The 26313-nt window shown below is 73.3% G+C and carries 25 protein-coding genes; 14 read left to right on the top strand and 11 right to left on the bottom strand.

Annotated elements, in window-relative coordinates; translation table 11 throughout:
- Positions 1–124: 124 nt before the first annotated feature.
- From BM142_RS20805 to BM142_RS20785, 5 genes are all read right to left on the bottom strand, one after another.
- Entirely contained in the window at positions 125–1267 is a 1143-nt protein-coding gene (locus BM142_RS20805; protein ID WP_092202858.1) for a site-specific integrase, read from the bottom strand.
- Positions 1268–1477: 210 nt separating this feature from the next.
- Complete coding sequence (locus tag BM142_RS20800) at positions 1478–2242, bottom strand: CPBP family intramembrane glutamic endopeptidase (RefSeq protein ID WP_092202857.1); 765 nt, start codon at positions 2240–2242, stop codon at positions 1478–1480.
- The gene (locus BM142_RS20795) at positions 2239–3180 is read right to left on the bottom strand and encodes an NAD(P)H-binding protein (protein ID WP_092202855.1); all 942 of its coding nucleotides are present in this window, start codon (positions 3178–3180) and stop codon (positions 2239–2241) included. Before BM142_RS20795 ends, BM142_RS20800 begins: the two co-directional genes overlap by 4 nt.
- 104 nt (positions 3181–3284) lie before the next feature.
- Positions 3285–4214, bottom strand: coding sequence for an oxygenase MpaB family protein (locus tag BM142_RS20790; RefSeq protein WP_092202853.1), 930 nt, complete (start codon positions 4212–4214; stop codon positions 3285–3287).
- A gap of 46 nt (positions 4215–4260) precedes the next feature.
- A complete protein-coding gene (locus BM142_RS20785; RefSeq protein WP_254791115.1) occupies positions 4261–4905 on the bottom strand; it encodes a cyclodeaminase/cyclohydrolase family protein in 645 nt (214 codons plus the stop codon).
- 197 nt (positions 4906–5102) lie between these two features.
- Here BM142_RS20785 and BM142_RS20780 point away from each other — a divergent pair, with 197 nt between their 5' ends.
- Complete coding sequence (locus BM142_RS20780; RefSeq protein WP_254791114.1) at positions 5103–5699, top strand: 5-formyltetrahydrofolate cyclo-ligase; 597 nt, start codon at positions 5103–5105, stop codon at positions 5697–5699.
- Between the two features lie 51 nt (positions 5700–5750).
- Here BM142_RS20780 and BM142_RS20775 read toward each other — a convergent pair whose 3' ends face one another.
- From BM142_RS20775 to BM142_RS20760, 4 genes are all read right to left on the bottom strand, one after another.
- A complete protein-coding gene (locus BM142_RS20775; protein WP_092202876.1) occupies positions 5751–7247 on the bottom strand; it encodes an aldehyde dehydrogenase family protein in 1497 nt (498 codons plus the stop codon).
- A 219-nt stretch (positions 7248–7466) separates the two neighbouring features.
- Positions 7467–9275, bottom strand: a complete 1809-nt coding sequence (pabB, locus tag BM142_RS20770; RefSeq protein WP_092202851.1) for an aminodeoxychorismate synthase component I — start codon at positions 9273–9275, stop codon at positions 7467–7469.
- Entirely contained in the window at positions 9275–10135 is an 861-nt protein-coding gene (gene folD, locus BM142_RS20765) for a bifunctional methylenetetrahydrofolate dehydrogenase/methenyltetrahydrofolate cyclohydrolase FolD (protein ID WP_092202849.1), read from the bottom strand. The genes pabB and folD overlap by 1 nt, the downstream gene beginning before the upstream one ends.
- 101 nt (positions 10136–10236) lie before the next feature.
- Positions 10237–11091 (bottom strand): methylenetetrahydrofolate reductase, encoded by an 855-nt coding sequence (locus BM142_RS20760; protein ID WP_254791113.1) that lies wholly within the window; start codon positions 11089–11091, stop codon positions 10237–10239.
- 341 nt (positions 11092–11432) lie between these two features.
- Here BM142_RS20760 and BM142_RS20755 point away from each other — a divergent pair, with 341 nt between their 5' ends.
- From BM142_RS20755 to BM142_RS20725, 7 genes are all read left to right on the top strand, one after another.
- A complete protein-coding gene (locus BM142_RS20755) occupies positions 11433–13028 on the top strand; it encodes a sensor histidine kinase (RefSeq protein WP_092202845.1) in 1596 nt (531 codons plus the stop codon).
- Positions 13025–13687, top strand: coding sequence for a response regulator (locus BM142_RS20750; RefSeq protein WP_092202843.1), 663 nt, complete (start codon positions 13025–13027; stop codon positions 13685–13687). Before BM142_RS20755 ends, BM142_RS20750 begins: the two co-directional genes overlap by 4 nt.
- 162 nt (positions 13688–13849) lie before the next feature.
- On the top strand, positions 13850–14149 hold the full coding sequence (locus BM142_RS20745) for a 2Fe-2S iron-sulfur cluster-binding protein (protein ID WP_092202841.1): 300 nt from the start codon (positions 13850–13852) through the stop codon (positions 14147–14149).
- A gap of 177 nt (positions 14150–14326) precedes the next feature.
- Complete coding sequence (locus tag BM142_RS20740; RefSeq protein ID WP_092202839.1) at positions 14327–15040, top strand: alpha/beta hydrolase; 714 nt, start codon at positions 14327–14329, stop codon at positions 15038–15040.
- 1 nt (position 15041) lies between these two features.
- Positions 15042–15320, top strand: coding sequence for a muconolactone Delta-isomerase family protein (locus BM142_RS20735; protein ID WP_092202837.1), 279 nt, complete (start codon positions 15042–15044; stop codon positions 15318–15320).
- Positions 15321–15376: 56 nt separating this feature from the next.
- Complete coding sequence (gene ligA, locus BM142_RS20730) at positions 15377–15745, top strand: protocatechuate 4,5-dioxygenase subunit alpha (RefSeq protein ID WP_092202835.1); 369 nt, start codon at positions 15377–15379, stop codon at positions 15743–15745.
- Entirely contained in the window at positions 15738–16595 is an 858-nt protein-coding gene (locus tag BM142_RS20725) for a class III extradiol dioxygenase family protein (protein WP_092202833.1), read from the top strand. The genes ligA and BM142_RS20725 overlap by 8 nt, the downstream gene beginning before the upstream one ends.
- A gap of 133 nt (positions 16596–16728) precedes the next feature.
- Here the strand turns inward: BM142_RS20725 and BM142_RS20720 are convergent, their stop codons facing one another.
- Together BM142_RS20720 and ligM are read right to left on the bottom strand one after the other, a co-directional pair.
- The gene (locus BM142_RS20720; protein WP_092202831.1) at positions 16729–18090 is read right to left on the bottom strand and encodes an aminomethyltransferase family protein; all 1362 of its coding nucleotides are present in this window, start codon (positions 18088–18090) and stop codon (positions 16729–16731) included.
- A gap of 265 nt (positions 18091–18355) precedes the next feature.
- Complete coding sequence (gene ligM, locus BM142_RS20715; protein WP_092202829.1) at positions 18356–19756, bottom strand: vanillate/3-O-methylgallate O-demethylase; 1401 nt, start codon at positions 19754–19756, stop codon at positions 18356–18358.
- Positions 19757–20076: 320 nt separating this feature from the next.
- Here ligM and BM142_RS20710 point away from each other — a divergent pair, with 320 nt between their 5' ends.
- The 6 genes from BM142_RS20710 to BM142_RS20685 all read left to right on the top strand — a co-directional run bounded on the left by BM142_RS20710 (position 20077) and on the right by BM142_RS20685 (position 26254).
- Complete coding sequence (locus tag BM142_RS20710) at positions 20077–21297, top strand: MFS transporter (protein WP_092202827.1); 1221 nt, start codon at positions 20077–20079, stop codon at positions 21295–21297.
- A 211-nt stretch (positions 21298–21508) separates the two neighbouring features.
- Positions 21509–22291 carry an ABC transporter ATP-binding protein gene (locus BM142_RS20705; protein WP_092202825.1) on the top strand — a complete coding sequence of 261 codons (783 nt, stop codon included), beginning with the start codon at positions 21509–21511 and terminating at the stop codon, positions 22289–22291.
- Positions 22278–22988: an ABC transporter ATP-binding protein gene (locus BM142_RS20700; RefSeq protein ID WP_092202823.1), complete on the top strand. Its 711-nt coding sequence runs from the start codon at positions 22278–22280 to the stop codon at positions 22986–22988. The genes BM142_RS20705 and BM142_RS20700 overlap by 14 nt, the downstream gene beginning before the upstream one ends.
- A gap of 1 nt (position 22989) precedes the next feature.
- Complete coding sequence (locus tag BM142_RS20695) at positions 22990–23871, top strand: branched-chain amino acid ABC transporter permease (protein ID WP_092202821.1); 882 nt, start codon at positions 22990–22992, stop codon at positions 23869–23871.
- A complete protein-coding gene (locus BM142_RS20690; RefSeq protein WP_092202819.1) occupies positions 23871–24998 on the top strand; it encodes a branched-chain amino acid ABC transporter permease in 1128 nt (375 codons plus the stop codon). The genes BM142_RS20695 and BM142_RS20690 overlap by 1 nt, the downstream gene beginning before the upstream one ends.
- A complete protein-coding gene (locus BM142_RS20685; RefSeq protein ID WP_092202817.1) occupies positions 24995–26254 on the top strand; it encodes an ABC transporter substrate-binding protein in 1260 nt (419 codons plus the stop codon). The genes BM142_RS20690 and BM142_RS20685 overlap by 4 nt, the downstream gene beginning before the upstream one ends.
- Positions 26255–26313: the final 59 nt, after the last annotated feature.

Here is a 26313-nt window from a genome sequence, read left to right as displayed (position 1 = left end):
TTCCGCTGCGGTGTCCACGGTTGACGTCTCCGAGCGCTGCACCACTGCACTGTGCAAGGACGCGAACGGGGTCTCGATGAACTCCCGAGCGGAACCTGTCAAGGCAGCGAGAGTGGAGGGCTCACTACGTTCCCAACACCTCCAGTACGGCGGCTGCACCGGTGACCAGGACCTTGCGGCCGAAGTAGACGTCGCTGGTCATGGAGGTGTTGGCGTGGCCGAGCTGGTCGGCGGCGGCTCGCGAGGAGAGGCCGGCCTGATCCATCACCGTGGCGACCGTCTTGCGGAAGACGTGGGAGGTCACCCAGTCGAAGCCGGCGTTGGCGAAGGCCTGGCGCAGGTCGGCCTGGGTGTTCGAAGGATCGCGCCAGCCGCCCAGGGGAGCCGGGAACACGGGACGTCCCTCCCGGTCCGCCTCAGAACGGGTCGCGGCAACAGCCCGGTGCCGGAGCATCGTGACGCACCACCGGGGGAGGACCAGCGTCCTGGTGCCGGCGTCGGTCTTCGTCGTCTTGATGACCAGTCCCTGGCCCTTGACTCGGATCGCTGCGGCGCGCACGTCGACGGTGCCCAGTTCGAGGTCGACGGCGTCCCAGGCCAGGCCGGTCGTTTCCCCGATGCGCAAGCCCGTGGCCATCATGAAGCTGACGAGATCGGCCAGGTCCCGGCCGATGGCCTGCTCGTCGTAGGTCAGTGCGGCGCGCAGCTGCCGCAGCTCCGGCACGGTCAACGCCCGCGCCGCCTTCTTGGCCTTCGCGCTGACCGGTCCCAACGCTCGCACCGGATTGCGCTCGAGGGCGTCGTGGCGGGCAGCCAGCGTGCACATCCCGGAAAGCACCGACCGGCACATCTTGGCCGTCGACGTGCCGTGCTTGTCGACGATCAGCCGCAGGTGCCGGTCGAGGACGCCGATGCTGAGCTCGCGCACGCGCAGCTGTCCCAGGCCGGGAAGGATCTGCCGGTCGAGTCGGTCGCGGTAGGCCTGCATGGTGACGGGGGAGAGGTCCTTCAGCCCGGCGTACCAAACCTCGGCCAGCATCGAGACCCGAGTCTCAGCGGTGACGTCGCCGTCGGCCTGGGTCCGGGACCGGTCGCGCAGGGCCAGTTTGAGGGATCGCTCGGCGGCGGCCTTGGTCTTGGCCCACCGCTCGATGGAACGCGTCTTGCCGTCGTAGTCCCGGGCCTTGGTGCAGGCGCGGTACCCGGCGTCGGTCTTGTAGACACGGATGCTGCCGTATGTGCCGAGCGCGAGCTGCGGGCGTCCCATGAACCCGCATTCTACCCACACTTTACCCGCACAATTCAAAGGTCAGCTCGGGTGTGCAAAGGACTCCACCGGTCAGTGACCATGAGCAAACGCGCAGCTCATCGGGCATGTGCGGAGTCCAGGAGGCAGCGGAGGTAAAGTACCACCAGGCAATCGCAGGGTTACTGGTTCAAGTCCAGTCGGGGGAGCAGAGGCGAGGCGCCCCCGGTCTCAGGGGAGCGCGGGCCGGGGGTCGTGGACGTCGCTCCGGTCGGCGAACAGCGGCGGCAGGAAGCGCAGCATCAGCGCCGACCACGTGACGTGGGTGAGGATCGGGGCCTGGATGCCGCCGGTGAGCCGGCGCTGCATCCCGAAGATCGTGCCCATGGCCACGGACGCCAGCACCAGCGCCGGGTTGCGGGTCGCCGCGGTGGCCAGCACGTAGACCGCGGTGGAGGTGACCACCGGCCGGTCGGCCCCCGCGGCGGCGTACAGCGCGCCGCGGAAGAAGACCTCCTCGGCGACCCCGTTGGCCAGCGCCGTGGTCGCCACGAGCGGGGTCGAGCCCTGCTGCGCGTAGCGCATGATCTTCGTGACCGCACGGTCGAGGACGGGGATCCGGCGGGCGACCAGGGCCGCGCCGTAGAACGCGCCGAACGCCCCGACGCCGGTGACCACCGGCGTGACCACCGGGCGGCGCAGCTGGTGGTCGGGGGTCAGCATCCAGCCCAGGTGCAGCGGACCCGACGCCAGCCCGCCGGCGACCCAGGTGCCCGCCACCGCCATCGTGAGGCCGTAGAACCTCGGCGAGCCGGGCGGCGTCGACAGCGAGACCCCCAGCAGCCCCGCTCCGCCCACCGCGACCGCCGCGGTCACCCGTCGCCGTCGGCGGAAGGCCGCATCGGACTCCCGGTGGTCGCGGGGGACCGGCTCGACCAGCCGGCCCGGCAGCCGGCGGGCCACCCGCGCCGGCACGCCGCGGCGCCGTCGGCTCACGAGCGGGAGCCGCGGGCGAGCAGCCCCGAGCGGCGGCTGCGGGCCGTTCGCCGGCGGTCGGCCGCGGGCTCGCCCAGCGCCGTCAGCACCATCTGGTCGTAGTCCATCGGCTCGAACGGCAGCACGGATCGGATCGCGGGGTCGGTCACGACCACCTCGTTGATCATCGAGTCCACCAGCGACCGGCCGGTGCCCACGTCCACGTCGGTGACCAGCGCCAGCCAGCGCGAGGACAGGCTCGGCGTCAGCAGCGGCACGGGGACGACGAACAGCCGTCGGCCCTGGATGTCGGCGACCCGGCCCATCATCTCGAGGTAGGTGAGCACGTCCGGGCCGCCGACCTCGTACACCCGCCCGACGGTCTCCGGAGCCTCGAGCACACCGGCCAGGTACCGGACGACGTCGGCGATCGCGATCGGCTGCGTGCGGGTGTGCACCCAGCGCGGGGTGACCATCGCCGGCAGGTGCGCGACGAGCTGGCGGGTCATCTCCCAGGAGACGCCGCCGTGCCCGACGATGATGCCCGCGCGCAGCACGGTGACCGGCACCCCGGTCGAGGCGAGCAGCTGCTCGACCTCGCGGCGGCTGCGCAGGTGCGCGGAGAGCTGGTCGCCGTCGCGGCCCAGGCCGCCGAGGTAGACGATCCGCTCGACGCCCGCGTCAGCAGCCGCCCGGGCGAAGGTTCTGGCCGCTTCGGCGTCCTTGCGCTGGAAGGCGGCGTCCCCCAGGGAGTGCACCAGGTAGTAGGCCGCCTCGCAGTCGCGCAACGCGTCCCGCAGCGACGCCTCGTCAGTGACGTCGCCGGCGACCGGCGTGCCGGCCCCGGTGTAGTCGTCGGGCCGCCGGGTCATGGCGCGCACGTCGTGGCCGGCCTCGACCAGGGCCGTCGCCAGCCGGCCGCCGACGAAGCCGGACGCGCCGGTGAGGAGGAGGTGCACAGCAGGGAGCTACCCGGGCGGGTCCACCGCAACCCCGGGGGCCGCGCGACGACCGGCGGGCTCCGGCCGGCCGTCGCGCACCGCACTCCGTGCGGCGGACCCGGTCAGCGGACCCAGTCGGGCGCCGGGCCCAGCCCGAGCCGCCATCGGGCGGCCTGCTCCGAGGGGCTGGACCCACCGAGGGCCAGGCTCATCGCCCGCAGCTGCAGCCGGGTCACGGCGAGCTGGCCGCGGTCGGCCAGCGCCCGCCGGGCCCGGCCCGGCACGCCGGCGAGCGGCGCGATGGTGGGGGAGACCAGGAGCGCGGCCGCGCCGGTGAACCCGGAGTAGACGACGCGCTCCGGGGCGCTGAGCCCCGGCGGGGCCGAGAGGAAGGCCAGCAGGTCCGCCGGAACGGGCTCCAGCACGGGGGCGTACTCCGCCAGTGCTCCGGCGAGGTCCGACCGCGTGGTGGGCAGGTCGGTGGCCCCGAGCGCCTCGGCGCTGCGGGCCCACTCGCGCACGTAGGCATCGCCCCAGCGGGAGCCGAAGCGGCCCATGTCCCGGCCGACCTCGGCCTGCGCGGCCAGGAAGGCGTCGGTGAAGGCCAGGTGCACCCACCGCAGGAGCTCCGCGTCGCCGGCCGAGTAGGGGCGGCCGTCGTCGGTGCTGCCGCGGACCCGGCGGTGCATGCCGCGCACCCGGGCCGCCTCCCGTTCCGCCAGCTCGGCCGATCCGAACGTGCTGACCACCAGCCAGCGGGCGGTGCCGGCCAGCCGCTTCCAGGGGTCCTCGCGGTAGGCCGAGTGCTGTTGCACCCCGGCCAGCGCCAGGGGGTGCGCGCCCTGCCCGAGGAGTGCGGCGACCCCGCCGACCAGCGTGGAGAGGTCGCCGTGCACCCGCCAGACGACGCCGTCGGGCTCGAACCAGCCCGGCCCTCCGCCGACGCGGGCGATGTCGCGCACCCAGTCCGGCGCGCCGGTGGGGTCACCGGAGACCCGGGCGCGGAACGCCGTCCGGGTGCGGGTGGTCAGGTGGTGGAGCAGGAAGGCCACGGTTCATCCTCGACCTGGTGGGACGTCGACCGTTCGCACGTCGCGATCAGCGGCGGATGAGTGCCCGGACCTCTGCCTCGACCGCGTCGGCGCGCCGGGCCAGCTCGTCGACGACCTCGACGGCGGCGCTCAGCTCGGCGCGCGCCCGCTCGTCGTCGATCCCCGGGAGGTTGGTCTCGACGGCGAGCCGCGCCGTGGCGGCCGCGGCCCGGGCGGCGGCCGTCGCCGCGGCGATGTCGCTGACCAGGTTGCGGTTGGCGACCGGGAGCAGCCGCTCGGCGAGGGAGGTCAGCCGCACCGCCACGTCGATGATCGCCCGTGGCGGCCGTGCGGCGTCCAGCCGGGCCGCGGACAGCGCGCGGCGCCGCGACTCCTGCTCCTCCTGCGTCCCCCGGGGGAGCTTCATCGCCTGCGCCACCGCGGTGAACGCCTGCTGGTCCGCCGCCGCCGCGGCCACGCAGGCCTCGCGCTGCCGGTCGGCCTCCGCCACGACCTCCCGTACCAGCTCCGCGTGCTCGTCGTCGGTGGTGAAGCGGCCGACCATCGCGACCAGCGACGCGGCGAGCGCGGCCTCGACCCCCGCCGTGGCCCCCGCGCCGGGCGCGGCCATCCGGGCGGCCAGCTGGTCGAGGAACTCGCCGAGCGACTGGCCGTCGAGCTCGTCGGTGGCGGGGGACTCGGCAGTCGTCACGGTTCCGTCCAGGGGGTCGTCGCGGCGGTGGGGGAGGGGCGCCCACGGGCGCCGGTCGAGAGGGGCGGAGCTGTCATCGTCGGTCGTCCGGGCCGTTCCGGCCACCGGTGCCGACCCGCACCCGCCCGACACCGACCGGCCCGGGGTCGACTCGACCGCCCGCTGCACGGACCGGCGCGCCCTCCTAGGCTCACCAGGTGATCGATCCCGGGATGTCGGCCGCCGCCAAGGACGAGCTGCGCCGACGTCTGCTCCTGCGACGGCGGACCCGCCCGGCGACCGAGCGCGCCGCGGCCGCCGAGGCGGTCACCGCCGCGCTGCTGGCCGGGCTCCGGGGTGTCGGCACGCTGGCCGCCTTCGTGCCCGACGCCGAGGAGCCGGGCTCCGGCCGGTTGCCCGACGGGTACGCCGAGCTCGGCGCGCAGGTCCTGCTCCCGGTGATCCCGGAGCGGGGCCGGGTCCTGGACTGGGCCCTCAGCACCGGGGAGCTCGAGACGGGCCGGTTCGGTCTGTCCCAGCCCTCGGGCCCGCGACTGGGGCCCACGGCCCTCGCGGCGGCCGAGGCCGTCGTCGTCCCGGCGCTCGCGGTGGACCGGTCCGGCATCCGGCTGGGCCGGGGCGGCGGGTACTACGACCGGGCCCTGCTCCACGCCCGTCCCGACGCCGTGCTCGTCACCGTGGTGTTCGACGACGAACGGGTCGACGAGCTCCCGAGCGAGCCCCACGACCGGCCGGTGACGGCGGTGGTGACGCCGTCGGGCGGCTGGCAGGAGCTCGCTGCCCGCACCGGGTGAGGGCCGCCGGGGCCGGCGGGAGCGTTCTCCCGCCGGCCCCGGCGGCGTGCCTCAGTGCGCGGCCCCGGCCTGCGCCCCGGCGTCGGCGCCGTGGGCGATGGAGCGGGTGTCCTGGAAGGCGCGGACACCCTCGATGCCCTGCTCGCGGCCCATGCCGGAGGCCTTCATGCCGCCGAAGGGAGCGCGCAGGTCCAGTCGCGCGGCGCCGTGGTCGTTGACCCAGACGTAGCCGCACTGCAGCTGGCCGCCGATCCGGTTGGCGGAGTCGGAGTCCGCCGTCCACACCGAGGCGCACAGGCCGGCCCACGTGTCGTTGGCCTGCCGCACCGCGTCGGCGTCGTCGTCGAAGGCCAGCACCGGGATCACCGGGCCGAACTGCTCCTGGGTGACGACCCGCAGCGACGGGTCGGGGTCGACCACCAGGGCCGGCCGCAGGAAGTTGCCCTCGGCGAACTCCCCGCCCGGCAGCTCGCCGAACTCCAGCACCGTGGCGCCGGCGTCCTTGGCCTCCTGGATGATCTCGGAGACGAACGCCTTCTGGGCCGGCTGGTGCAGCGGACCCATCGTGGTGCCCTCGGCCAGGCCGTGCCCGAGGACGACCTTCTCCAGCCGTGCGGTGAGCCCGGCCACCAGCTCGTCCTTGCGCGACCGGTGCACGTACACCCGCTTGGCGTTCATGCAGATCTGACCGGTCGTGTCGTAGATGGCGCCGAACAGGCGGTCCAGGTGCTCGTCGTCCAGGACGGCGTCCTCGCGGATGATCGCCGGGTCGTTCCCGCCCAGCTCCAGGGTGACCCGGGTGAGGCTGCGCGAGGCCATCTCCATGATCCGCTTGCCGCCGTTGACGCTGCCGGTGAAGCAGACCTTGGCGACGTCGGGGTTCTCGATCAGGCCGGCCATCTCGCTGTCGCGGCCGGTCACCACGTTGAGCACGCCCGGGGGCAGCTTCTCGGCGACGCGCTGCACCAGGAGGGTGGTGGCCAGCGGCGTCGACGGCGGCGGCTTGACGATCACGGTGTTCCCGGCCAGCAGCGCGTGCGGGAGCGCGGCGGCGAGGATCGCGATCGGCCAGTTGAACGGCACGATCACGGTCACCACGCCCAGCGGCTGGTAGGCCACGGTGGTCTCGACCGGGATCCCCGGTGCCGGCGGCAGGACCTTGGTCGTGTCCACCTCGTCGGCGAGGGAGAGGGCGAGCTGCCACCGGATCTCGAAGACCAGGGCGTCCACCCAGGCCTCGTGGACGATCTTGCCGTTCTCCAGCGAGAGGACTCGCGCGTCCTCGTCGCGCGCGTCCGCGATCCCCTCGATGGCGGTGGCCATCCGGGCCGCGCGCTCGGTGGCGGGCAGCGCCGACCAGGCCGGGTAGGCCTCCTTCGCCGCCGCGACGGCATCCGCCACGTCGTCGGTCGACGCGGCCGCCGCGGTGCCGATGACGACACCCGGCCGGGCCGGGTCGACGACCTCCAGCACGTCCTGGGTCGAACGCTGCTGCCCGCCGATGTAGAGCCCCGTCGTCACCGGGGCCGTGCTGATCGTGCTCGTCATGCGGATCTCCACCTCTGTGTGTGTTCCGTGTGCCGTGGATGCCTGGCGGCATCCTGGTCCGTCATCGGGCGTGGTGAGTGGGGTGTGGTGCCCGGGCCGCGGACGCCGGGCCGAGGGCGAACTCGTCGCCGCCCGGCGGGATCGGCAGCATCGCACCGCGCACCGCGGCGGGGGAAGAGGGCGGGAGGGCCGCGGCGGCGCCCCGGCCGCGACCGGCGCTCATGCGCCCCCCACCGGCGAGCCGTCGATCGTGGCGGGGCGCCCGGAGCGCAGCGCCTCCACGGAGTGCAGCCGGGCCTCCCGCCAGCCCCGCAGGGAGCTGAGCACCGCCAGGCTCTCGGCCCGGTGCAGGTCGTCGGCGGTCAGGACGCGCTCGTGCAGCCGGCCGGCGGCCAGCAGGCGGGCCCGCTCGACGCCGGGCAGGCAGCCGCAGCTCGTGGGCGGGGTCCACCACCGCCCGCCGAGCCGCACGGCCAGGTTGGCGGTGGTGGTCTCGGTCAGCTCGCCGTGCTGGTTGACCAGGACGACGTCGTCGGCCTCGGGGTGCCGCAGCGCCCGCGTCAGGTAGACGTCCCGGCGGGTGGACTTGTGCTGCAGCCACGGGTTCGCGGCGTCCACCGGGTCGTCGTCCAGCACCAGCCGGACCGGCGTGGCCGCGGCAGGGGGGAGGGGCTGCAGCTCCACCTCGACGTCGCCCGCCCGGGACAGCAGCAGCCGGACCCGGGCCGGCTCGGCCCGCCCGGCGACGGCCTGCCGCACGGCGGCCAGGACGCCGGCGCGGTCGAAGCGGAAGCCGGCCCAGTCGGCGGAGCCGGCCATCCGGTCGAGGTGGCCGTCGAGGTTGCGCAGGCCCTGGTCGGGGAGGAACGCCAGCGTCTCGAGGAGCCGGTGCTCGGTGACGTCGTGGGCCAGGACGGCGGCCTTGGCGTGCAGCTCGGCACGTTCGGCCCGGGCCACCGAGCCCCAGGTGATGCCCCCGCCCGCGCCGTACACGGCCTCGCCGGTCGTGCGGTCGACGACCGCGGTCCGGATCGCGACGTTGAACCGTGCCCGGACCGGTGCCGACGGGGGACCGACCAGCCCGACCGCGCCGCAGTAGATGCCCCGCGGGGTCGGTTCGAGCTCGTCGATGAGCTGCATCGTGCGGCGCTTGGGGGCGCCGGTCACGGACCCGCACGGGAACAGCGCGCGGAAGAGGTCCAGCAGCCCCACGCCGGCCGGGATCCGGGCGCTCACCTGCGAGGTCAGCTGCCAGACGGTCGGGTAGCGCTCCAGCGCGAACAGCTCGTCGGTGACCACGCTGCCCACCTCGGCCACGCGGCCGAGGTCGTTGCGGAGCAGGTCCACGATCATCAGGTTCTCGGCCTGCTCCTTGCTGCTGGACCGCAACCGGCGGCTCTGCTCCCGGTCCTCCTCGCTGGTCCGGCCGCGGGGGGCGGTGCCCTTCATCGGACGCGTCCGGACGACGTCCCCGGACCACTCGAAGAACAGCTCGGGGCTGGCGCTGGCCACCACGTGCCGGCCCAGGTCGAGGTAGGCGTTGTAGGCGCCGCGCTGGGCGAGCGCCAGGCGGGCGTAGAGCTCGTGCGGATCCCCCGCGACCGTGGACCGCAGACGGTCGGTCAGGTTGCACTGGTAGGTCTCGCCCGCCGCGATGCGCTCCCGGACGCCGGCGACGGCCCGGGCGTGCTCGTCGTCGGTCCAGTCCGGTCGCCATCCGCCGCCCGGCGCACCGGCCGGCGGCGCCGGCGGGTCGACGCGCGTGGGCTCGTCGCACAGCCCGAACCAGACCAGCGGCGGCTCATCCGGAGCCGTCGACCCACCGGGCAGCAGCGGGTCCAGGCCGGACGCGGCCTCGTAGGCCACGTAGCCGTAGGCCCAGCTCCCCGCCTCGGTGGCGTCGTGCACCTCCTGCAGGACACCGGCGACCTCGGCCGGCGTGCGCGCGGTGAGCACCCGGGACGGGGAGGGGCAGAGCAGCGATCCGCCCGCGCGCAGGTCGTCGAACCGCGCCCACGGCCCGGCCATCAGTCCCCGAAGCCCTGCTGGACCTTGGCCGCCGTGAGCGTGTTGGCGAGCAGCATGGCGATCGTCATGGGGCCGACCCCGCCCGGCACCGGGGTGATCGCGCCCGCCACCTCGGCGACCGCGTCGAACTCGACGTCCCCCCGCAGGCCGTCCTCGCCGCGGTGGATGCCGACGTCGATGACGGTCGCGCCGGGCTTGACCGCGTCGGCCCCCACCAGGCCCTGGATGCCCGCGGCGACGACGAGCACGTCGGCGCGACGGCAGACCGCGGCGAGGTCCCGGGTGCGCGAGTGCGCCATGGTCACCGTGGCGTTCTTCGCCAGCAGCAGCTGGGCCATCGGCTTGCCGACCAGCACCGAGCGGCCGACCACGACCGCCTCGGCCCCCGACAGCTCGACGCCGTGCTCGGCCAGCAGTTCCATGACCCCGGCCGGCGTGCACGGGCGCAACCCCGGCCGGCCCTGCGCGAGCAGCCCGGCGTTGGCGGTGGTCAGCCCGTCGACGTCCTTCTCCGCGGGGATCCGGGTGATCAGCGCCTCGGAGTCCAGGTGGTCGGGCGCGGGCAGCTGCAGCAGGATCCCGGAGACCGCCGGGTCGGCGGCGAGCTCGTCGAGCAGTGCCGCCACCGCGTCCTGGTCGACGTCGCCCGGCAGGTGGCGGTGCAGGTCCTGCATGCCCGCCTCCACGCAGAGGCGACGCTTGTTGCGGACGTAGACCTCCGACGCGGGGTCCTCCCCGATGAGCACCGTCGCGAGGCCCGGCGCGGTCCCGCCGTCGGCGACGAGCTTCTCGACGCCACGCCCGACCTCCTCGCGAACCCGGCGGGCCACGGCCTTGCCGTCGATCAGCTGTGCGGTCATCGGAGACTCCTCGGGGGGACGACGGCCGGGCGGCCGGGTGCGGGGCGGGGTCGAGGTGATCATCCCTCTGGCGGTCGTGCGGCGGTCCGCGGCGGGGGACGTCAGGCGAGGTCCTTCAGCATCTGCTGCCGCCACGCCTCGGTGGGACCGAGGTCGTTGAAGGTGAAGACGTGGAAACCCTCGATGGCGTTGTCGGGCTTGCCGATGTGCGGGGCGAGCCCCTTGATGATCTTGTTGGGGCTGTAGCCGCCCGGGATGAAGAACCGCCAGAACAGGTTCTGCTGCTTCTTGAGGAACTTCGCCGACTCGCCGATGCCCAGCCCGCCGGAGACCCGCATCAGCTTCTGGCGGGTGACGGCGCCGGGCACGCCGACGTGCACCGGGAGGTCGATGCCGCGGCGCTTCAGCTCCCGCGCCCAGTCCAGGATGATCTTCGGGTCGAACACGATCTGGGTCTTGATGTGGGTGGCCAGCGGCGCCTTGTCCTTCAGCGCCTGGAAGAGGACGTCCGTCGGGGCGCTCGGGTGGCCCTCCGGGTGGCCGCCGATGCCGATGTCGGTGAAGCCGTGGTCCAGCTCGTGCAGGGCGACCAGCAGCGCGTGCGCGTCGGCGAAACCGGTGGGCTCGTCGGTCGGGTCGCCGCCCACGACGAAGACGTCGGTGATGCCGGCCTCGCGGCAGCGGGCGACGATGTCGGCCAGGTGCGCCCGGTCGCGGACCTGCTGGGCCGACAGGTGCGGGGCCACGGAGTAGCCGTGCCCGACCAGGGCGACGGTGAGGTCGATGGTGGCGTCCTGCCCCTTGGCGGGGGAGGCGGTCACCGTCAGCCGGACGTCGGTCGGGACGTGCTCGAGGACGGCCTGCTCGGTCTTCTTGAACGGGATGACCTCGAAGCCGAGGTCGTCGACCGCGCGCTTCAGCGACTCCCGCGTGGCTCCGTCACGGACGGTCAGCACGCGCTTCACCTGGTGTCTCCCTCTGCGTTCGTCGGGCTGGATCCGTCCGGCGGAGTCCCGCTCGGAGGCGGTCGCCGGCGGCGGTGTGGCGGACGCCCGTCCACTACCCACCATCGTGACCTGGACCACCCCTCGTCCGTGACGGGAACATGACGGCATCTGTTCCACCGGATCGGTGGGCTCCCGTAGGTCAATCGTCGCGGTGCCGCGGGCGGCGGACCGCCCGGCCGGGTGGAACCGCCCGGTGCCCGCCCCTCCGCGGTCCGAGGCGTGCCAGCATCCGCCTAATCTTGAGCCGGGGCGCGGACCGCCCGGTCGACGTCGGAGAGGGAGGGGGCGGGGTGGAGCACGGAACACGGGCCCGTGGCGGTTCGTCGACCCTCGCGGCCACCTCGGACGACGAGGTGGTGCGGCACGCCCCCGACGGGCTGGCGGTCATCGACGCCGAGGCGCGCTTCGTGGAGGCCAATCCCGCGGCCGTGCTGCTGTGCGGGCTGGACCCGCACGCCGTGCCGGGCGCGCCGTCACCGTTCCCCCCGCCGGGCGACGACGCGCCGGCCGCCCGGGCCGGTGAGCTGACCGTCGCCTGGACGCCGGTGGGCGGCGGCCGGCGCGAGTTCGCCTACACCCTCGCCCCGGTCCCCGGCCGGCAGCGGTGGATCGTCTCCTTCCGCGACGTGACGCTGAGCCGCTTGCGCGAACGGCGGCTGGCGGCGATCGCGACCGCGGCCTCCAGCGTCGCGTCGAGGCGGTCGCTGGTCGGCCGGCTGGAGGTGCTGGCGCAGGAGGTCGCCCGCACGGATGCGCTCGCCGGGGTCCAGATCCTCACGATGAACTCGACGGGCGACCGGCTGCACGTCATGGGTGCCGCCGGGTTCAGCCGCGAGGTCAACTTCTTCGACAAGCTCATGGAGTGCCGGGCGCTGGGTGCCCGCCTGATGACCCTGGACGCGCTGGAGAGCCGGGAGCCGCTCGTCGTGCCGCACCGGTACGAGGCCGTCATGCGCGATCCCGCCTGGGCCCCGTTGCACGAGCTCATGCGCCGGCCGCGGTGGGACTGGTTCGTCAGCGTGCCGCTGCTGGCCCGGGGGGAGACGGTCGGCATCCTGAACGCCTTCTTCGCGCCCGGCCAGGTCGTCGGCGACACCGAGCTGGAGTTCCTCCTGGCCATGGCCGAGCAGGCAGCGATGGCGGTGGACAACGCCGCGCTGCTGGAGCGGGAACGGGACGTCGCCCGGCGGGAGGAGCGGCAGAAGCTGGCCCGCGACCTGCACGACTCGGTCGTGCAGCAGGTCTTCTCGATGATGATGCAGGCCCGCTCGCTCGGCGTGCTGGTCGAACGGGGGCTGACCCCCGCACCCGAGCGCGTCGCCCAGGTGGCCGACGACCTGAGCAGCAGTGCCGAGGCCGTGCTGGCCGACCTCCGCGGCATGGTGGTCGAGCTGCGGCCCGCGGCGACGACGGCGGGCGGCCTCGTCTCGGCGCTGCGGTCGCTCGTGGACACGACCACCGCCCGCAGCGGCGTGACCGCGGCCCTGGACGTCGAGGACCCGGGCGAGCTGTCCGGGCTCGACGCCGACCTGCTCGAGGACGTCTACCGCATCGTGGCGGAGGCGCTGCACAACAGCGTCAAGCACGCCGACGCGGCCAGGATCGACGTCCGGCTGCGGGTGACCCCGCACGGCCGCCGCCGCCGGCTGGTCGCCGAGGTCGGCGACGACGGCCGGGGGATGGACGAGGAGGACGTCGCCGGCCGGGCCGCCGACTCCGGGTCGAGCGGGCTCGGGATGACCGTCATGCGCGAGCGGGCGGCCCGGTGGGGCGGCACCGTCCGGGTGCGTCAGCCGGCCGCCGGTGGCACCAGCGTGCGGCTGACCCTTCCCCTTCCCACCTCCCTCCCGGCGACGCCCGGGACCGGCCTGGAGGTCGCGCCGTGACCGTTCCGCACCCGATCCGCGTCCTCGTGGTGGACGACCACGCGGTCGTGCGCCGCGGGGTGGTCGCCTACCTCGAGGCGCTGGAGGACGTCGACGTGGCGGCCGAGGCCGGCGACGGGCAGGAGGCCCTGGACGTGCTGGCCCGGTCCGCCGCGCACGACGAACTGCCGCACGTCGTGCTGATGGACCTGCAGATGCCCGGCATGGACGGGGTGACCGCCACCGGCGAGGTGCTGCGCCGCTTCCCGCAGCTGAAGGTGGTCATCCTGACCAGCTTCGGGGAGACCGAGCGGGTGCACGCCGCGCTGGAGAGCGGGGCCTCCGGGTACCTGCTCAAGGACGCCGGCCCCGCCGAGGTGGACGCCGCGCTGCGGGCAGCCGTCCGCGACGAGGTCTTCCTCGACGCCGCGGTGACCCGCCGGCTGACCCAGGAGATGCGCGCCCCCCGCACGGGGCTCGGCGTGCTCACCGCCCGCGAGAAGGAGGTGCTCGTCCTCATCGCGGAGGGCCGGTCGAACAAGGACATCGCCGAGCACCTGGTGATCAGCGAGCGGACCGCCCGCACGCACGTCAGCCACCTGCTCACCAAGATGGGGCTCTCCTCCCGGACGCAGGCGGCGCTGCTGGCCGTCAAGGAGGGCCTCGTCCAGCCCCGGTGAGCCCGGGCGCCCCGTCATTCGTCGCGCCCGGCGCGCGACACCGGCGTCCGCCGGCCGGGTCGTCCGCGCGTTCCGCCGGTGTGCCCGTCGCCCTAGCGTGGCTGTCGGTCGGGCGCCGACGTCCTCGTCCGCGGTCCGCCCGCACGACAGAGGGAGGCCCGCGTGCCCGCTGCTCCTGAGCCCGCTCCGGACGTCACCCCGCTGCAGGTCGTCTGCGCCGCCGCCGGGATCGTCCTGGCCGTCCCGGCCGACACCTCGATCCTCGAGGCCGTGCGACGGACGGGCCTCGAGGTGCCGTCCGCCTGCGCCGACGGCCGCTGCGGCGCCTGCGAGACGCGGGTCTACGAAGGCGAGCCCGACCACCGGGACGGCGTCCTGACGGGGGAGGAGCGCCTGGTCGGGGAGACGATGATGATCTGCGTGTCCCGGGCGACGACGCGGCGGCTCGTCCTCGACCTCTGAGCCGGACCTCACCCTGGGGGGTGGGGGTCACGACGGATGACGTAGGGGGGTGCTGCAGCATCGGACGCGGCGTCGTGACATCGGGCCGATCCCGCCCGCCGCGGCCATGCCTAGCGTGACGGGTGGCTGGGCACAGAGGTGCCACGCCGACCCCTGCGCTGCCCGAGGAGGAGAGACATGGCCACGTTCGTCCTCGTGCACGGTGCCTGGCACGGCGGATGGTGCTGGGACCGGGTGGCCCCCCGGCTGCGGGACGCCGGCCACGAGGTGCACGCGCCGACGCTCACCGGGCTGTCGGAACGGGCGCACCTGCTCTCACCGCTCGTCGGCCTGGAGACCCACGTCGAGGACGTGGTCCGGCTGATCGACGTCCTCGGGCTCACCGACGTCGTCCTGGTGGGGCACAGCTACGCCGGGCAGGTCGTGACCGCGGTCGCCGACCGCCGTCCCGGGGCGATCGCCCGCCGGGTCTACCTGGACGCGTTCGTGGGCGCCGACGGCGAGGCGGCGCGGGACCTGCTGCCCGAGACCGTCGAGCACCACTGGGCGGAGTCCGCGGCCGGGCAGGGGTTCGGCTGGCTGGTGCCGGTCCGCAAGCTGTCCGTGCTGGGCGTGACCGAGCAGGCCGACCTGGACTGGCTGAGCCCGAAGCTCACCCCGCACCCCTGGAAGACCTACACCGACCCGCTGCGGCTGACCGGCGCGGTCGACGACGTGCCCGCCGCGTTCGTCGAGTGCGTCAGCTGGATGCGGGTCTTCGCCGCTCAGGCCGACCGCGCCCGGGCGCGGCAGTGGCCGGTGCACGAGCTGGAGACCGGGCACGAGGCCATGGTCACCGCGCCGGCCGAGCTGGCCGCGGTGCTGGTGGACATCGCGAGCGAAGGGATCTGAGATGGAGTTCCTGGTCCGGTCGGAGAACCGGCTGCCGGCCGACACCCCGGCCGAGCGGCGGGAGGAGCTGCGGGCCGGCGAGCGCGCCCGGGCGATGGAGCTGCGCGCCGACGGGGTGCTCAAGCGGCTGTGGCGGGTGCCCGGCCGGAACGCGACCATCGGCCTCTACGAGGCCGCGGACCCCGCCGCGCTGCACGACGCCCTGATGTCGCTGCCGATGGCCCCGTGGCTCGACGTCCACGTCGAGGCGCTCGCCACCCACCCCCAGGAGCGCACGTGACCGCGCCGGGCGGCACTCTCGCTGCCTCCCGGGATGCCAGAAGGGAACAGCCAGCCATGAGCTCGGAGACCCCTCCCAGCCGATTCGACCTGCCGGGCACCCCGGTCTTCGACGGGCAGACCAGCCGCCGGGGGCTGCGCATGAACAAGTTGTTCATGAGCCTGCGCACCGCGCAGAACCGGGAGCGCTTCCTGGCCGACGAGGCCGCCTACTGCCAGGAGTTCGGGCTGACGCCGGAGCAGCAGCAGGCGGTCCTGGACCGCGACTGGCAGGCGATGATCGACCTCGGGGGCAGCATCTTCTACGTGTACAAGCTGGCGATGATGGACGGCCGGTCGATGCAGTACCTGGGTGGCGTGTTCACCGGGATGGGCGAGGACGAGTTCCTCGCCGCGATGCGCGCTGGGGGACGCCGGGATGGCTGAGGTGATCTGGGGTCTGGCGACCTCGCACGTGCCGTCGATCGGTGCGGCGATGGACCGGGGGAAGGCCGACGACCCGGCGTGGAAGGCGCTGTTCGACGGCTACGCGCCGGCGCGGGCGTGGCTGGCCGAGCACCGGCCGGACGTCGCGATCGTGGTCTACAACGACCACGCCAACGGCATCGACCTGGACTTCGTCCCGACCTTCGGGCTGGGCACCGCCGAGCGGTACGAGGTGGCGGACGAAGGGTTCGGGCGCCGGCCGGTGCCCGACGTCGTCGGCGATCCCGAGTTCTCCTTCCACCTGGTGGAGAGCCTGGTGGACGAGGAGTTCGACCTCACGGTCTTCCAGGAACTGCACGTCGACCACGGGTTCACCGTGCCGCTGTCGGTCTGGACGCCGGATCCGGGGGACTCCTGGCCCTGCCCGGTCATCCCGCTGCTGGTCAACGTCATCCAGTACCCGCAGCCGACGGCCGCCCGGTGCTTCGCCCTCGGCAAGGCGCTCGGCCGGGCGATCCGGAGCTACCCGAAGGACATCACGGTCGGCGTCCTGGGCACCGGGGGCATGTCCCACCAGCTCGCCGGCGCCCGTGCCGGCTTCATCAACCCCGACTTCGACGCCCTGTGGATGGAGAAGATCGAGACGGATCCGGACGCCCTCGCCGGGATGTCCCGCGAGGAGCTCATCCGCCAGGCCGGCTCGGAGGGCATCGAGCTGATCATGTGGCTGATCATGCGGGGCGCGATGAACGAGCAGGTCACCAGGATCCACTCGGACTACTTCGTGCCGGCGTCCAACACCGCGGCCGGTATCGCGCTGTTCGACAACCGGCTCCCGCAGCGCGCCTGAGCACCGCCGTCGAGGCCCCGGGAGGAGTTCCTCCCGGGGCCTCGGCGTTGCTGCGGGGGAGTGCAGCGCCCGGACCCGCGGCGGCCCGCCCCCGGGGGAGGAGCGGGCCGCGGCGATCGGCCGGTGGCGCGGGTCAGCCGGTCCGGTAGTTCTCCCGGGCGAAGTCGACGAACGGGACGGGCGCCACGGTGGCCCGGATCTGCACCTGCTCGTGCGGCTCGACCGCCGGCTTGGCCGAGACGGGATGCTCGCCCCACACCACGGTGACCTCGGTCCCGGGCGCGGCGTATTCGGCGTCGAGGGTGGCCAGCGAGGCCATGACCCGCGCGTTGGCCAGGTAGCCGCAGTCCAGGGAGATGCCGACCGGGCGCCCGTCCACGAGCACCGCGTCCTCGTGGTGGGTGGCGTAGCGGGCCTTGGGCATCTCGATGTACTTCGCACCCGGGCCGGGCCGGTACAGCGAACCGACCGCCGCGGTCACGTCGTCGGCGTTCCAGACCAGCGTGACCTTCTGCCGCTTCGGTGCCTCGGCCAGCCGCTCGAGCGCCGCCCGGCCGATGAAGTCGTGGTCGAACCGGATCGTCTTGCCGTACCCGATGTCGTAGGGCGTCAGGTAGTAGTCGCCGATGTCGGCGGAGTCGTGGCTGCCGCCGATGGAGCCCACCTTCGCGGCCGGGAGCCACTCCCGGTACTCCTGCATGAGCGGGTCGTCGGAGAAGAGCGCGGGCAGCGGCGCCGGGACCCAGCCGGACTCGAGGTTCGCGGTCGAGTACGCCTTGGCGCCCACCCGCACGAGGCCGTGGTCGGCGCCCGCGGTGAGCAGGGCGTCGAGGATCGTGTCGCCGTCCTCCCAGGGGCCGAACAGCTCGAAGCCCGGCTGGCCGGCCATGCCGTGCCGCAGGCCGCGCACGCGGCGTCCGGCGATGCTGAACTCGGCCATGTGGAAGAACTTCACGTCCGGCAGCGGGGCGCCGGTGACCGCTTCCATGAGTGCGGCGGCGGTCGGCCCCTGCAGCTCGTAGCGGTAGAGCCGCGGAGGGCCGGACGCGCGGACGGCGGAGTTGTCGTCGCGCTCGGCGGTGACCGCGTAGTCGCCGCGCTCGAGGTTGAAGGTGACCCAGTCCAGGACCATCGGGTGCCCCACGAGGTCGAACAGCTCCTCCTCGAGGTGGAAGAGGATGGCGTCGCCCATCAGGTGGCCGTCGGGGTTCACCGCGACGAACTGCTTGGCCTTGCCGACGCCGAACCCGGCGAAGCTGTTGACGCCGACGTCGCTGAGCAGGCGCAGGGCGTCCGGGCCCTCGAGGAAGAGGTCGGTCATGTGGTGCGACTGGTCCAGCAGGGCGCAGGTCTCCACCCACGCCCGCTGCTCGGAGCGCCAGTTGGTGAACTCGGGCTGCACCGGGAACGTGCTCGGCGGGAAGCTGAGGTTCCGCAGCAGTTCGACGGGGCTGCCGGCGCGGGCGAGCGCCGCGGCCAGACTCTCGGAGGACATGACGGACGGGGCCTCTCGACGCGGGGTGGTCAGGCGGCTGCCTGACCGTGGGGGAGCACCGCGCGGCCGGACGGGCCTGCTGCGGCGGTCGACCCGACGCTATGGGGTCCGGCTGTGCCGCGGATCACGCGGATGACCGGCTTCCCGGGCCACCGGGGCGGAGCCGGTGCGCGACATCTGACCTATCGCGGGCCGGTCCGGGGGCCGGAGACGGCTGTGGCCGGGCGAGGAGTTCCCTCGCCCGGCCACGGCCGCGATGCAGGTGTCAGGCCTTGCCGACGGTGCGCCAGCCGCCCTGGTAGGTCTCCCGGGCCATCTTCGCGTAGGGGACCGGGCTGACGATCGCGCGGACCTCGAACTGCTCGTGCGGCTCGACGGTCGTCTTCTTGCTGCCGCCGTCGGGCTCGCCCCAGACGACCTTCACCTCGGCGCCGTGCGGCACGTCGGGGCTGATCGTGGCCAGGGACAGGCCCTTCTGCTCGTTGGCCGAGATGCCGGTGAACATCGACATGCCCAGCAGCGTGCCGTCGGCGTCGACGACCTTGTCGAAGTTCGACGACCCGTAGTTGGCGTTGGGCAGGTCGAAGAACTGGTACTTCGCCCCCTCGACGGGGGAGGACAGCAGCGTGGCGAGGTCGTCGGAGTTCCACTCCAGGGTGACCTTGCGGCGCTGGGCATCCTTGTCCAGGGCCTCGAGGGCGTCCCGGCCGATGAAGTCGTGGTCGAACTTCACGAAGGAGCCGTACCCGAGGTTCCACGGGTTGGTGTAGTAGTCCTCGATGTCGTCGGACACGAAGCTGCCGGCGATGGCGTTGGTCGCCTCGTAGCTGTCGGCGCCCAGCCACTCGCGGTACGGGCGCATCTCCTCACCGGTGTAGATGGCCGGCAGCGGCGAGGGGATCCAGCCGGACTCGAGCGTGTTGGTGGAGTAGGCGCGGGAGCCCACGGGCTCGATGCCGAACTCCTGGCCGGCCTCGAGGATGGCCTCGCGGATCCGGTCGTAGCTCTCGTAGGGGCCCCAGATCTCCAGGCCCGGCGCACCGGCCATGCCGTGCCGCAGCGTGCGCACGGTCTCGCCGGCGATGTTCATGGTGCTCATCCGGAAGAACTTCAGCTGCTCGAGCTCGCCGCCGTGGAGCTTCTCGATGATCGGCCAGGCGTTCGGGCCCTGGATCTGGAAGCGCCACAGGTCACGGGTGACGGCCTTGCCGTACGGCCGCGACGGCGACCGGGGGTCGTTGCGGATCTCGACGTCGTAGCCGCCGGTCTGGCCCTGGAACTGCAGCCAGTTGGCGCCGGGGGCGCGGCCGACGTAGACGTACTCCTCCTCGTCGAGGCGGAAGAGGATGCCGTCGCCGATCACGTTGCCCGCGGGGGTGACGGGGACGAACTGCTTGGCCATGTTCACCGGGAAGTTGGCCACGCTGTTGATGCCGGTGTCGGAGATCAGCTTGATCGCGTCCGGGCCGCGCATGAACAGGTTGAACATGTGGTGGGTCTGGTCGAAGAGCACGGCGGTCTGCTGCCATGCCTTCTGCTCCCGGCGCCAGTTGGTGAACTCCGAGGGCACGACCGGGTAGATGTAGGTGCCCAGCTGGGAGTCGCGCAGCATGCCGACGGTGTCACCGGTCTGGTCGAGCAGCTCCTGCAGGTTCTTCGCGGTCATGTGCATCCGTCCTCGAGTGGATTTCTTCTTCGGTCCGCCCCCGTGGGAGACGGCTGGGGCCGGGAAGCGGCCGGCTTGCGGGTGGGGTGAACGGTCCAGTGGCCCACGCCACTCCTCGTCCTGCAGCGTAGAGCGGCCGCCGCGTTCCGGCACACGGCCATCCGTCACCCTGACGCGGCCATTGCGGCCGTCCGGACGTGCGTCGGATGACGGGACAGCTGCGTCATTTGACGTATCTCGGGGGTGACCCGGGGGTCCCGGCGCGACGCCGGCGCCCCGGTCGGTGAGAGTGGCGCGGGCGGACCACGGAAGGGGCAGGGATGGCGCGTCGAGCCGCCGGTCAGGGCACCCGGTCCCCGGCCGGGACCGGGCCGGGCCGGACGTCGTGGGGCGCCGTGGCCGGCCTCATGGGCGCCGGGGTGGTCGCCGCCGCGCAGATCGGCGGCGCCGCGGCCGCGCTGCCGGTCCTCCAGGACGACTTCGGGCTGAGTCCGTCCACCGCCGCCTGGTACCTGTCGACGGTCAGCGCGCTCGGAGCCGCCGGCGGCGTCCTGCTGGGCTGGCTGGGCCAGACCCTCGGGTTCGGCCGCCAGGTCCGGTTGGGGCTGCTGGCGATCGTCGCCGCCGACCTCGGCGGTGCGGTGGTCGGCTCCCTGACGGGCCTGCTGGTCGCCCGGGTCGCGGAGGGGCTTGGCCTGGTGATGGTCATCCTCGCCGCGCCGCCACTGCTGGCGGAGGTGTCCGCGCCGACGCACCGGCGGCTCGTGGCCGGGACCTGGGGCGCCTACATGCCGGTGGGCTCGGGCCTGGCGGCACTGCTCGTGCCGTCCGCGATCGGGCTCGTGGGCTGGCGGGGCGCGTCCGTGGTCGACGCCGGGCTGGCGGCGCTCGTCCTGCTCGTGGTCCTGCGCCGGGTGCCGTCCCCCGCGGGCCGGGGGCGGCCGTCGATCGGTGGGCTCCTGGGGGCGTTGCGCTCACCGTCCGTCGTGATCATCACCGCCGTCTTCTGCCTCTACGCCGGTCAGTACCTGGCCGTGGTCGGGCTGCTGCCGGCGACGCTGGTGGCCGGCGACGGGCTGTCCGTCGGCGCCGCGGGGCTGGTCGGCGCCGTGGTGTTCCTCGTGAACGCGCCCGGCAACCTGCTCGGGGCCTACCTGCTGCACCGGGGGGCGCCGCTGCGGTGGCTCATCCCCGCAGGGGCTGCCGGCATGGCCGCAACCGTCTGGGGCGTCCTCGATCCGGCGCTCCCGCTGGCCGTGCGGGTCGCCTCGGCGCTCGCGTTCTCGTTCGTCTCGGGACTTGTCCCGTCCGCCCTCTTCGCCGGCCTGGCCGCGGTGTCGGCGGGCACCGGATCGGCCGGTGCGGCCATCGGCCTGGTGACCCAGGGGTCGGCCGTGGGGCAGCTGCTCGGCCCGCCGCTGGTGGTGGCGGTGGGCGCCGCCGCCGGCGCCGGGACCGCCCAGTCCGCCCTGCTCGCCGGCCTCGCCGGGCTCATCGCGGTCGGTGCCGTGGTGCTGCCGCGCGGCGAGCGGATCCGCTGACGTGGGCGGGGCAACCCGGGTCGGGCCGCGCACCCGTGGAGCCGGCGGGCGGGGCGGAGAGGGGCGACGGCACGGTCCCGGGGCGGCCAGGTCACGGCTCGGCAACGCTCCTGCGCCCGCGTCGTCGGGATCTCCGGCGGGGGGTACGGTCCCTCGGCGGGCCGGGGGTCCGCGCACCGGAGCAACGTGGCAACGGCGGGAGAGGCAGTCGATGGCGGCTCAGCTGGCCTTGCAGGACGTCAGCCTGCAGTTTGGCGGCATCAAGGTGCTGCGGGAGGTGAGCTTCACCGTCGAGCCGGGCTCGATCTTCGGGCTCGTGGGGCCCAACGGTGCGGGCAAGACCTCGTTGTTCAACTGCATCAGCGGGCACTACACGCCCACGTCGGGCACCGTGCGGATCGACGGCAACGAGGTCCAGGGCGCGCGTCCGGCCACGCTGGCCCGGCACGGCCTGGCCCGGACGTTCCAGCACCCGGCGCTGCAGCTGCACGCGACGGTGCTCGAGAACGTGCTGCTCGGTGCGCACACCCGGCTGCCCGGTGGAGCGCTGGAGTGGTCGGTGCGCACACCGCGGACCCGGCGCGCGGAGAAGGAGCTGCGGGCTGAGGCGCTCGAGCTCCTCGAGCGCAACGAGCTGGGCTGGGCCGCGCACCTACCGGCCGACGAGCTGTCGCACGGTCTGCACAAGGGTGTCGAGCTGTGCCGCGCGCTGCTGATGAAGCCGCAGCTGCTGCTCCTCGACGAGCCCGCCGCCGGCCTGCCGCACGCCGAGGTGGAGCACCTGATCGCCACCGTCCGGCGGCTGCGCGCCGAGGACGACATCACCGTCGTCATCGTGGAGCACCACATGGGGCTCATCGCCGCGCTCACGGACCACGTCGTCGTGCTCGACAACGGCGCCAAGCTCATGGAGGGGACGGCCGCCGAGGCGCAGTCCGACCCCCGGGTCATCGAGGCCTACATCGGGAAGGACGGCGCGGATGACGCTGCTTGAGCTCGAGGACGTCACCGCGTTCTACGAGTCCGTGCAGGTGCTCGACGGGGTGTCGCTGAGCGTCCCGGACCAGGGGGCCGTCGGCATCCTGGGCGCCAACGGCGCGGGCAAGACCACCACGCTGCGCGCGATCAGCGGCACCGTCCGCACGGGTGGCCGGATCGTCTTCGACGGCAAGGACATCCGCGGCATGCGGCCCGACCAGGTGGCCGCGCTCGGCATCGCGCACGTCCCCGAGGGGCGCGGCACGCTCGGTGACCTCACCGTCCGCGACAACCTGCGCGTCGGCGCCTACCTGCGCAAGGACCGCAAGGCGGTCGACACCGACATCGAGTACTGCCTCGACCTGTTCCCGAACCTGCAGGACCGCATCACGTCGAACGCGTCGGCCCTGTCCGGTGGTGAGCAGCAGATGCTCGCCGTGGCCCGGGGGATCATGTCCAAGCCGCGGCTGCTGCTCCTCGACGAGGCCTCGCTCGGCCTCGCGCCGAGCACCGCGCGGAACGTCTACGACGCCATCCACCGCCTGCGCACGGAGTCCGGCATCGCCATGCTCGTGGTCGAGCAGAACGCCAACCTCGCCTTCACCCTGGTCGACAGCGCCACGGTCCTGGAGACCGGGCGGAACGTGCTCACCGGCACGTCCGCGGAGCTCAGGGGCATGGACGAGATCCGCCGCGCCTACCTGGGAGGCTGACATGGAGAAATTCGTCCAACTCGTCGTCGACGGCCTGTCCACCGGCTCGGTCTACGCCGCGCTCGCTCTCGCGATCGTGCTCGTCCACTCGGCGACCGGTCTGATCAACTTCGCGCAGGGTGGCATGGCGGTGCTCGCCGCGTACTTCGCGTGGTGGCTGACGAACCAGGGCCTGCCCCTGATCGTCGCCATCCTGCTGTCCATCGTCTTCTCCTTCGTCCTGGGTGCCGCGGTCGAGCGCTGGCTGATGCGGAGGTTCGAGCGTGGCGACCCCGACACCGCCATCGTCGTCACCGTCGGCCTGCTGACGCTGATCACCGGCATCGCCGGGTGGCTGTGGAGCTACAACAACCAGCAGTTCGAGTCGCTGTTCCCGCTCGACACCGTCTCGTTCCTGGGAGTGTCGGTCAGCGTCCGCTCGATCGGCACCACGCTGGTGATCGTCGCGGCGATGATCCTGCTGCAGCTGCTGTTCGTCCGCACGAAGCTCGGCCTGGCGCTGCGGGCGGTCGCGATCAACCCGCAGTCCGCAGCCTTCTCGGGGCTGCCCGTGGGGCGCCTGCTCATGGTCGGCTGGGGCCTGGCCGCGGTGCTCGGGGCCGTCGCCGGCGCGCTCGTGGCGCCGCGGCTCACGCTGACCCCCGGGATGCTCGACAACGCACTCGTGTACGCGCTGGCCGCCGTCATCCTCGGCGGTCTGACCAGCCCGTTCGGCGTCGTCATCGCAGCGTGGCTCATCGGCGTCCTGGAGAACCTGGCCGCGGTGTACGTGCCGTTCATCGGCTTCGATCTCAAGGTCGCCGTGCCGTTCATCCTCATCTTCGTCGTCCTCCTCGTCCGACCCCAGGGCCTGTTCGGCCGGAAGACCGTGGTGCGCGTGTGATGGCCTCCTCCTCGAAGACGTCCGGCCCGGCGGCGTCCGCCTCGACGTCGTCCGCCCCGTCGTCGTCCGCCCTGTCGTTCAAGCAGCGCCCCTGGGTGCGCTGGGGAGCTCCGCTGCTGCTCCTGGTCGGACTCGCCGTCCTGCCGCTCGTGATGACGGAGAGCACCAACGACACGCTCGCCCGCATCGGCGTCTTCGCCGTCGCCGTGCTGGGGCTCAACGTGGTGATGGGGTACACCGGGCAGGTCTCGCTCGGCCAGATCTTCTTCCTGGGTCTCGGCGCGTACGTCACCGCGTACGGCGTCTCGCAGGAATGGAACATCGTCCTGGTCTTCGCGCTCACCTGCCTCATCCCCGCTGTCGCGGGACTGGTCGTGGCCCTCGCCGCCGCCCGCCTGGGTGGCCTCGCGATCGCGATGGTCACGGTCGCACTGCCCATCGTCGGCGTGCCGCTGGCGAAACGGCTGAGCGACTACACCGGCGGTTCGCAGGGCCTGTCCGCGCGCTTCGTCGAGGCGCCGGAGGGCAGCGGGCTCTACGACGACCAGTGGCAGCTCTACATCGTGCTGGTCGTCGGCGGCATCGTCTTCCTGCTGACGTCCCTCCTCGTCCGCGGCAAGTACGGCCGGGCCTTCGCGATCGTCAAGGGCAACGAGAACGTGGCGTCGTCCATGGGGATCTCGCCCTACCGCTACAAGGTGCTGGCTTTCACCATCGCGTCGCTGATCGGCGGGGTCAGCGGCTTCCTGTACATGGTCGTCGTCCAGTACACGTCGCCGGAGACGATGAGCTTCGGGCACTCGATCGAGCTGCTCGTCGCGATGGTGATCGGCGGCGCCGGCAGCATCGTGGGCTCGATCCTCGGTGGCGCGTTCTACGTGGTCGTCCCCGACATCACGAACGCCATCGACCCGAGCCTGACGGCGCTGCTGCAGGGCGCGCTCCTGCTCGCCGTCCTGTTCGTGCTCCCCGGTGGCCTCGTGTCGCTGCCCCGCGCGGTCATGCGCGGGCTGCGGCGCTCCACCGCCGGTCGCGGCTCCGCCGCACCACCGACCACTCCGTCGCCGACCGCTGGGTCGGGCTCCGCGACGGAGAATCCAGAGACAGAGAGGCAAGGTCACGTATGAACAGGCACTTTCGATCGCGACGGGCGGTCGGCATCGCCGCGGCGTCGGCGCTCGCGCTGACGCTCACCGCCTGCGGCGGGAACGACGCCGGGCGAGGCGGCGACGCGGCCGAGGGCGCACCCAGCCCCGGCATCACCGACGACTCGGTCACGCTCGGCATCACCACCCCCCTCAGCGGGGCGACGGCGGGCCCGGGCACCTGCACGGTGGCCGGCATCCAGGCCTACTTCGGCGCGAAGAACGCCGAGGGCGGCGTCGAGTTCGGCGACGGGCAGACCCGCACCGTCGAGATCGAGGCCCTCGACGACGGCTACGACCCGCAGCAGGCGGCGGCGAACTACGACCAGCTGAAGAACGACGTCTTCGCGATGACCGCCGGCCTGGGCACGCCGACCAACCGCGCCTGGCGCGATGCGGCGATCGCCGACGAGGTGCCGCAGGTGCTGATCATGACCGGTGACCCGCTGTTCAGCGACACCGAGCAGAGCCCCTGGCAGCTCGGGTTCGTGCCGATCTACCAGAACGAGGGCGAGGCGTTCGGCGAGCTGCTCGCGGAATCGGGCGAGGAGCACAAGGTCGCGATCCTGTCGCAGAACGACGACTACGGCGAGGGCTACGTCGAGGGCTTCAAGTCCGCCGTCGAGGGCGCGGACAACATCGAGATCGTCGAGGAGCTCACGTACGAGGCGACCGACACCTCCGTCGACGCGCAGATCACCGAGCTCGCCAACAGCGGTGCCGACGTCTTCTTCAACGCCATGTCCATCACCCCGCTGGTGATCTCGGCGCTGCAGAAGGCGCAGCAGCTGAACTGGCTGCCCAGCTGGTTCCTGCCCTCGAACACCTCGAGCCCGGGGGCGATCCTCCAGCCGGGCGGTGCCGAGGCCTTCCCCGGCATCTACTCCGTGTCCTTCGCCAAGGCGCCGCAGAGCCCCGCCTTCGCCGAGGACGAGGACGTGCAGGCCTACCTCGCGGCCCTCAAGGAGTACGGCGACTACCAGGACCCGCCGGCGTTCCCGCACTGCCAGTGGAGCTGGATGGTCGGCGCGACGCTCGACCAGGCCTTCCAGGAGATGACCGAGCCGACCCGGGAGAACTTCATGGAGGCCCTCCGTTCGATCGAGGGCTACCAGGCGCCGCTCATGCTGGAGGGCACCTCGGTGACCACCACCGAGGACAACCAGCCCGCGGTGTCGACGGTGAACGTGCAGAAGTACAACGGTCAGGGCTACGACACGGTGGAATCCTTCGGGTGACCCCGGCCTGACCCGGAGGGGCGGCTCGTCTTCGGACGGGCCGCCCCTTTCTGCGTCCG

Origin of the sequence: Blastococcus tunisiensis (assembly GCF_900112815.1) — a bacterium.
Taxonomy (GTDB): domain Bacteria; phylum Actinomycetota; class Actinomycetes; order Mycobacteriales; family Geodermatophilaceae; genus Blastococcus_B; species Blastococcus_B tunisiensis.
The sequence above is the reverse complement of the archived record's forward strand: the minus strand, read 5'-3'. Positions and strand labels throughout refer to the sequence as shown.

Excerpts from the sequence above, each read along its gene's own strand:
- BM142_RS20710 (WP_092202827.1), top strand. The coding sequence starts at position 20,077 with ATGGCGCGTCGAGCCGCCGGTCAGGGCACCCGGTCCCCGGCCGGGACC.
- BM142_RS20725 (WP_092202833.1), top strand. The coding sequence starts at position 15,738 with ATGGCTGAGGTGATCTGGGGTCTGGCGACCTCGCACGTGCCGTCGATC.
- BM142_RS20775 (WP_092202876.1), bottom strand. The coding sequence starts at position 7,247 with ATGACGAGCACGATCAGCACGGCCCCGGTGACGACGGGGCTCTACATC.
- BM142_RS20695 (WP_092202821.1), top strand. The coding sequence starts at position 22,990 with ATGGAGAAATTCGTCCAACTCGTCGTCGACGGCCTGTCCACCGGCTCG.
- BM142_RS20740 (WP_092202839.1), top strand. The coding sequence starts at position 14,327 with ATGGCCACGTTCGTCCTCGTGCACGGTGCCTGGCACGGCGGATGGTGC.
- BM142_RS20685 (WP_092202817.1), top strand. The coding sequence starts at position 24,995 with ATGAACAGGCACTTTCGATCGCGACGGGCGGTCGGCATCGCCGCGGCG.
- ligM (WP_092202829.1), bottom strand. The coding sequence starts at position 19,756 with ATGACCGCGAAGAACCTGCAGGAGCTGCTCGACCAGACCGGTGACACC.
- BM142_RS20690 (WP_092202819.1), top strand. The coding sequence starts at position 23,871 with ATGGCCTCCTCCTCGAAGACGTCCGGCCCGGCGGCGTCCGCCTCGACG.
- BM142_RS20705 (WP_092202825.1), top strand. The coding sequence starts at position 21,509 with ATGGCGGCTCAGCTGGCCTTGCAGGACGTCAGCCTGCAGTTTGGCGGC.
- BM142_RS20735 (WP_092202837.1), top strand. The coding sequence starts at position 15,042 with ATGGAGTTCCTGGTCCGGTCGGAGAACCGGCTGCCGGCCGACACCCCG.
- BM142_RS20700 (WP_092202823.1), top strand. The coding sequence starts at position 22,278 with ATGACGCTGCTTGAGCTCGAGGACGTCACCGCGTTCTACGAGTCCGTG.
- ligA (WP_092202835.1), top strand. The coding sequence starts at position 15,377 with ATGAGCTCGGAGACCCCTCCCAGCCGATTCGACCTGCCGGGCACCCCG.
- folD (WP_092202849.1), bottom strand. The coding sequence starts at position 10,135 with ATGACCGCACAGCTGATCGACGGCAAGGCCGTGGCCCGCCGGGTTCGC.
- BM142_RS20805 (WP_092202858.1), bottom strand. The coding sequence starts at position 1,267 with ATGGGACGCCCGCAGCTCGCGCTCGGCACATACGGCAGCATCCGTGTC.
- pabB (WP_092202851.1), bottom strand. The coding sequence starts at position 9,275 with ATGGCCGGGCCGTGGGCGCGGTTCGACGACCTGCGCGCGGGCGGATCG.
- BM142_RS20720 (WP_092202831.1), bottom strand. The coding sequence starts at position 18,090 with ATGTCCTCCGAGAGTCTGGCCGCGGCGCTCGCCCGCGCCGGCAGCCCC.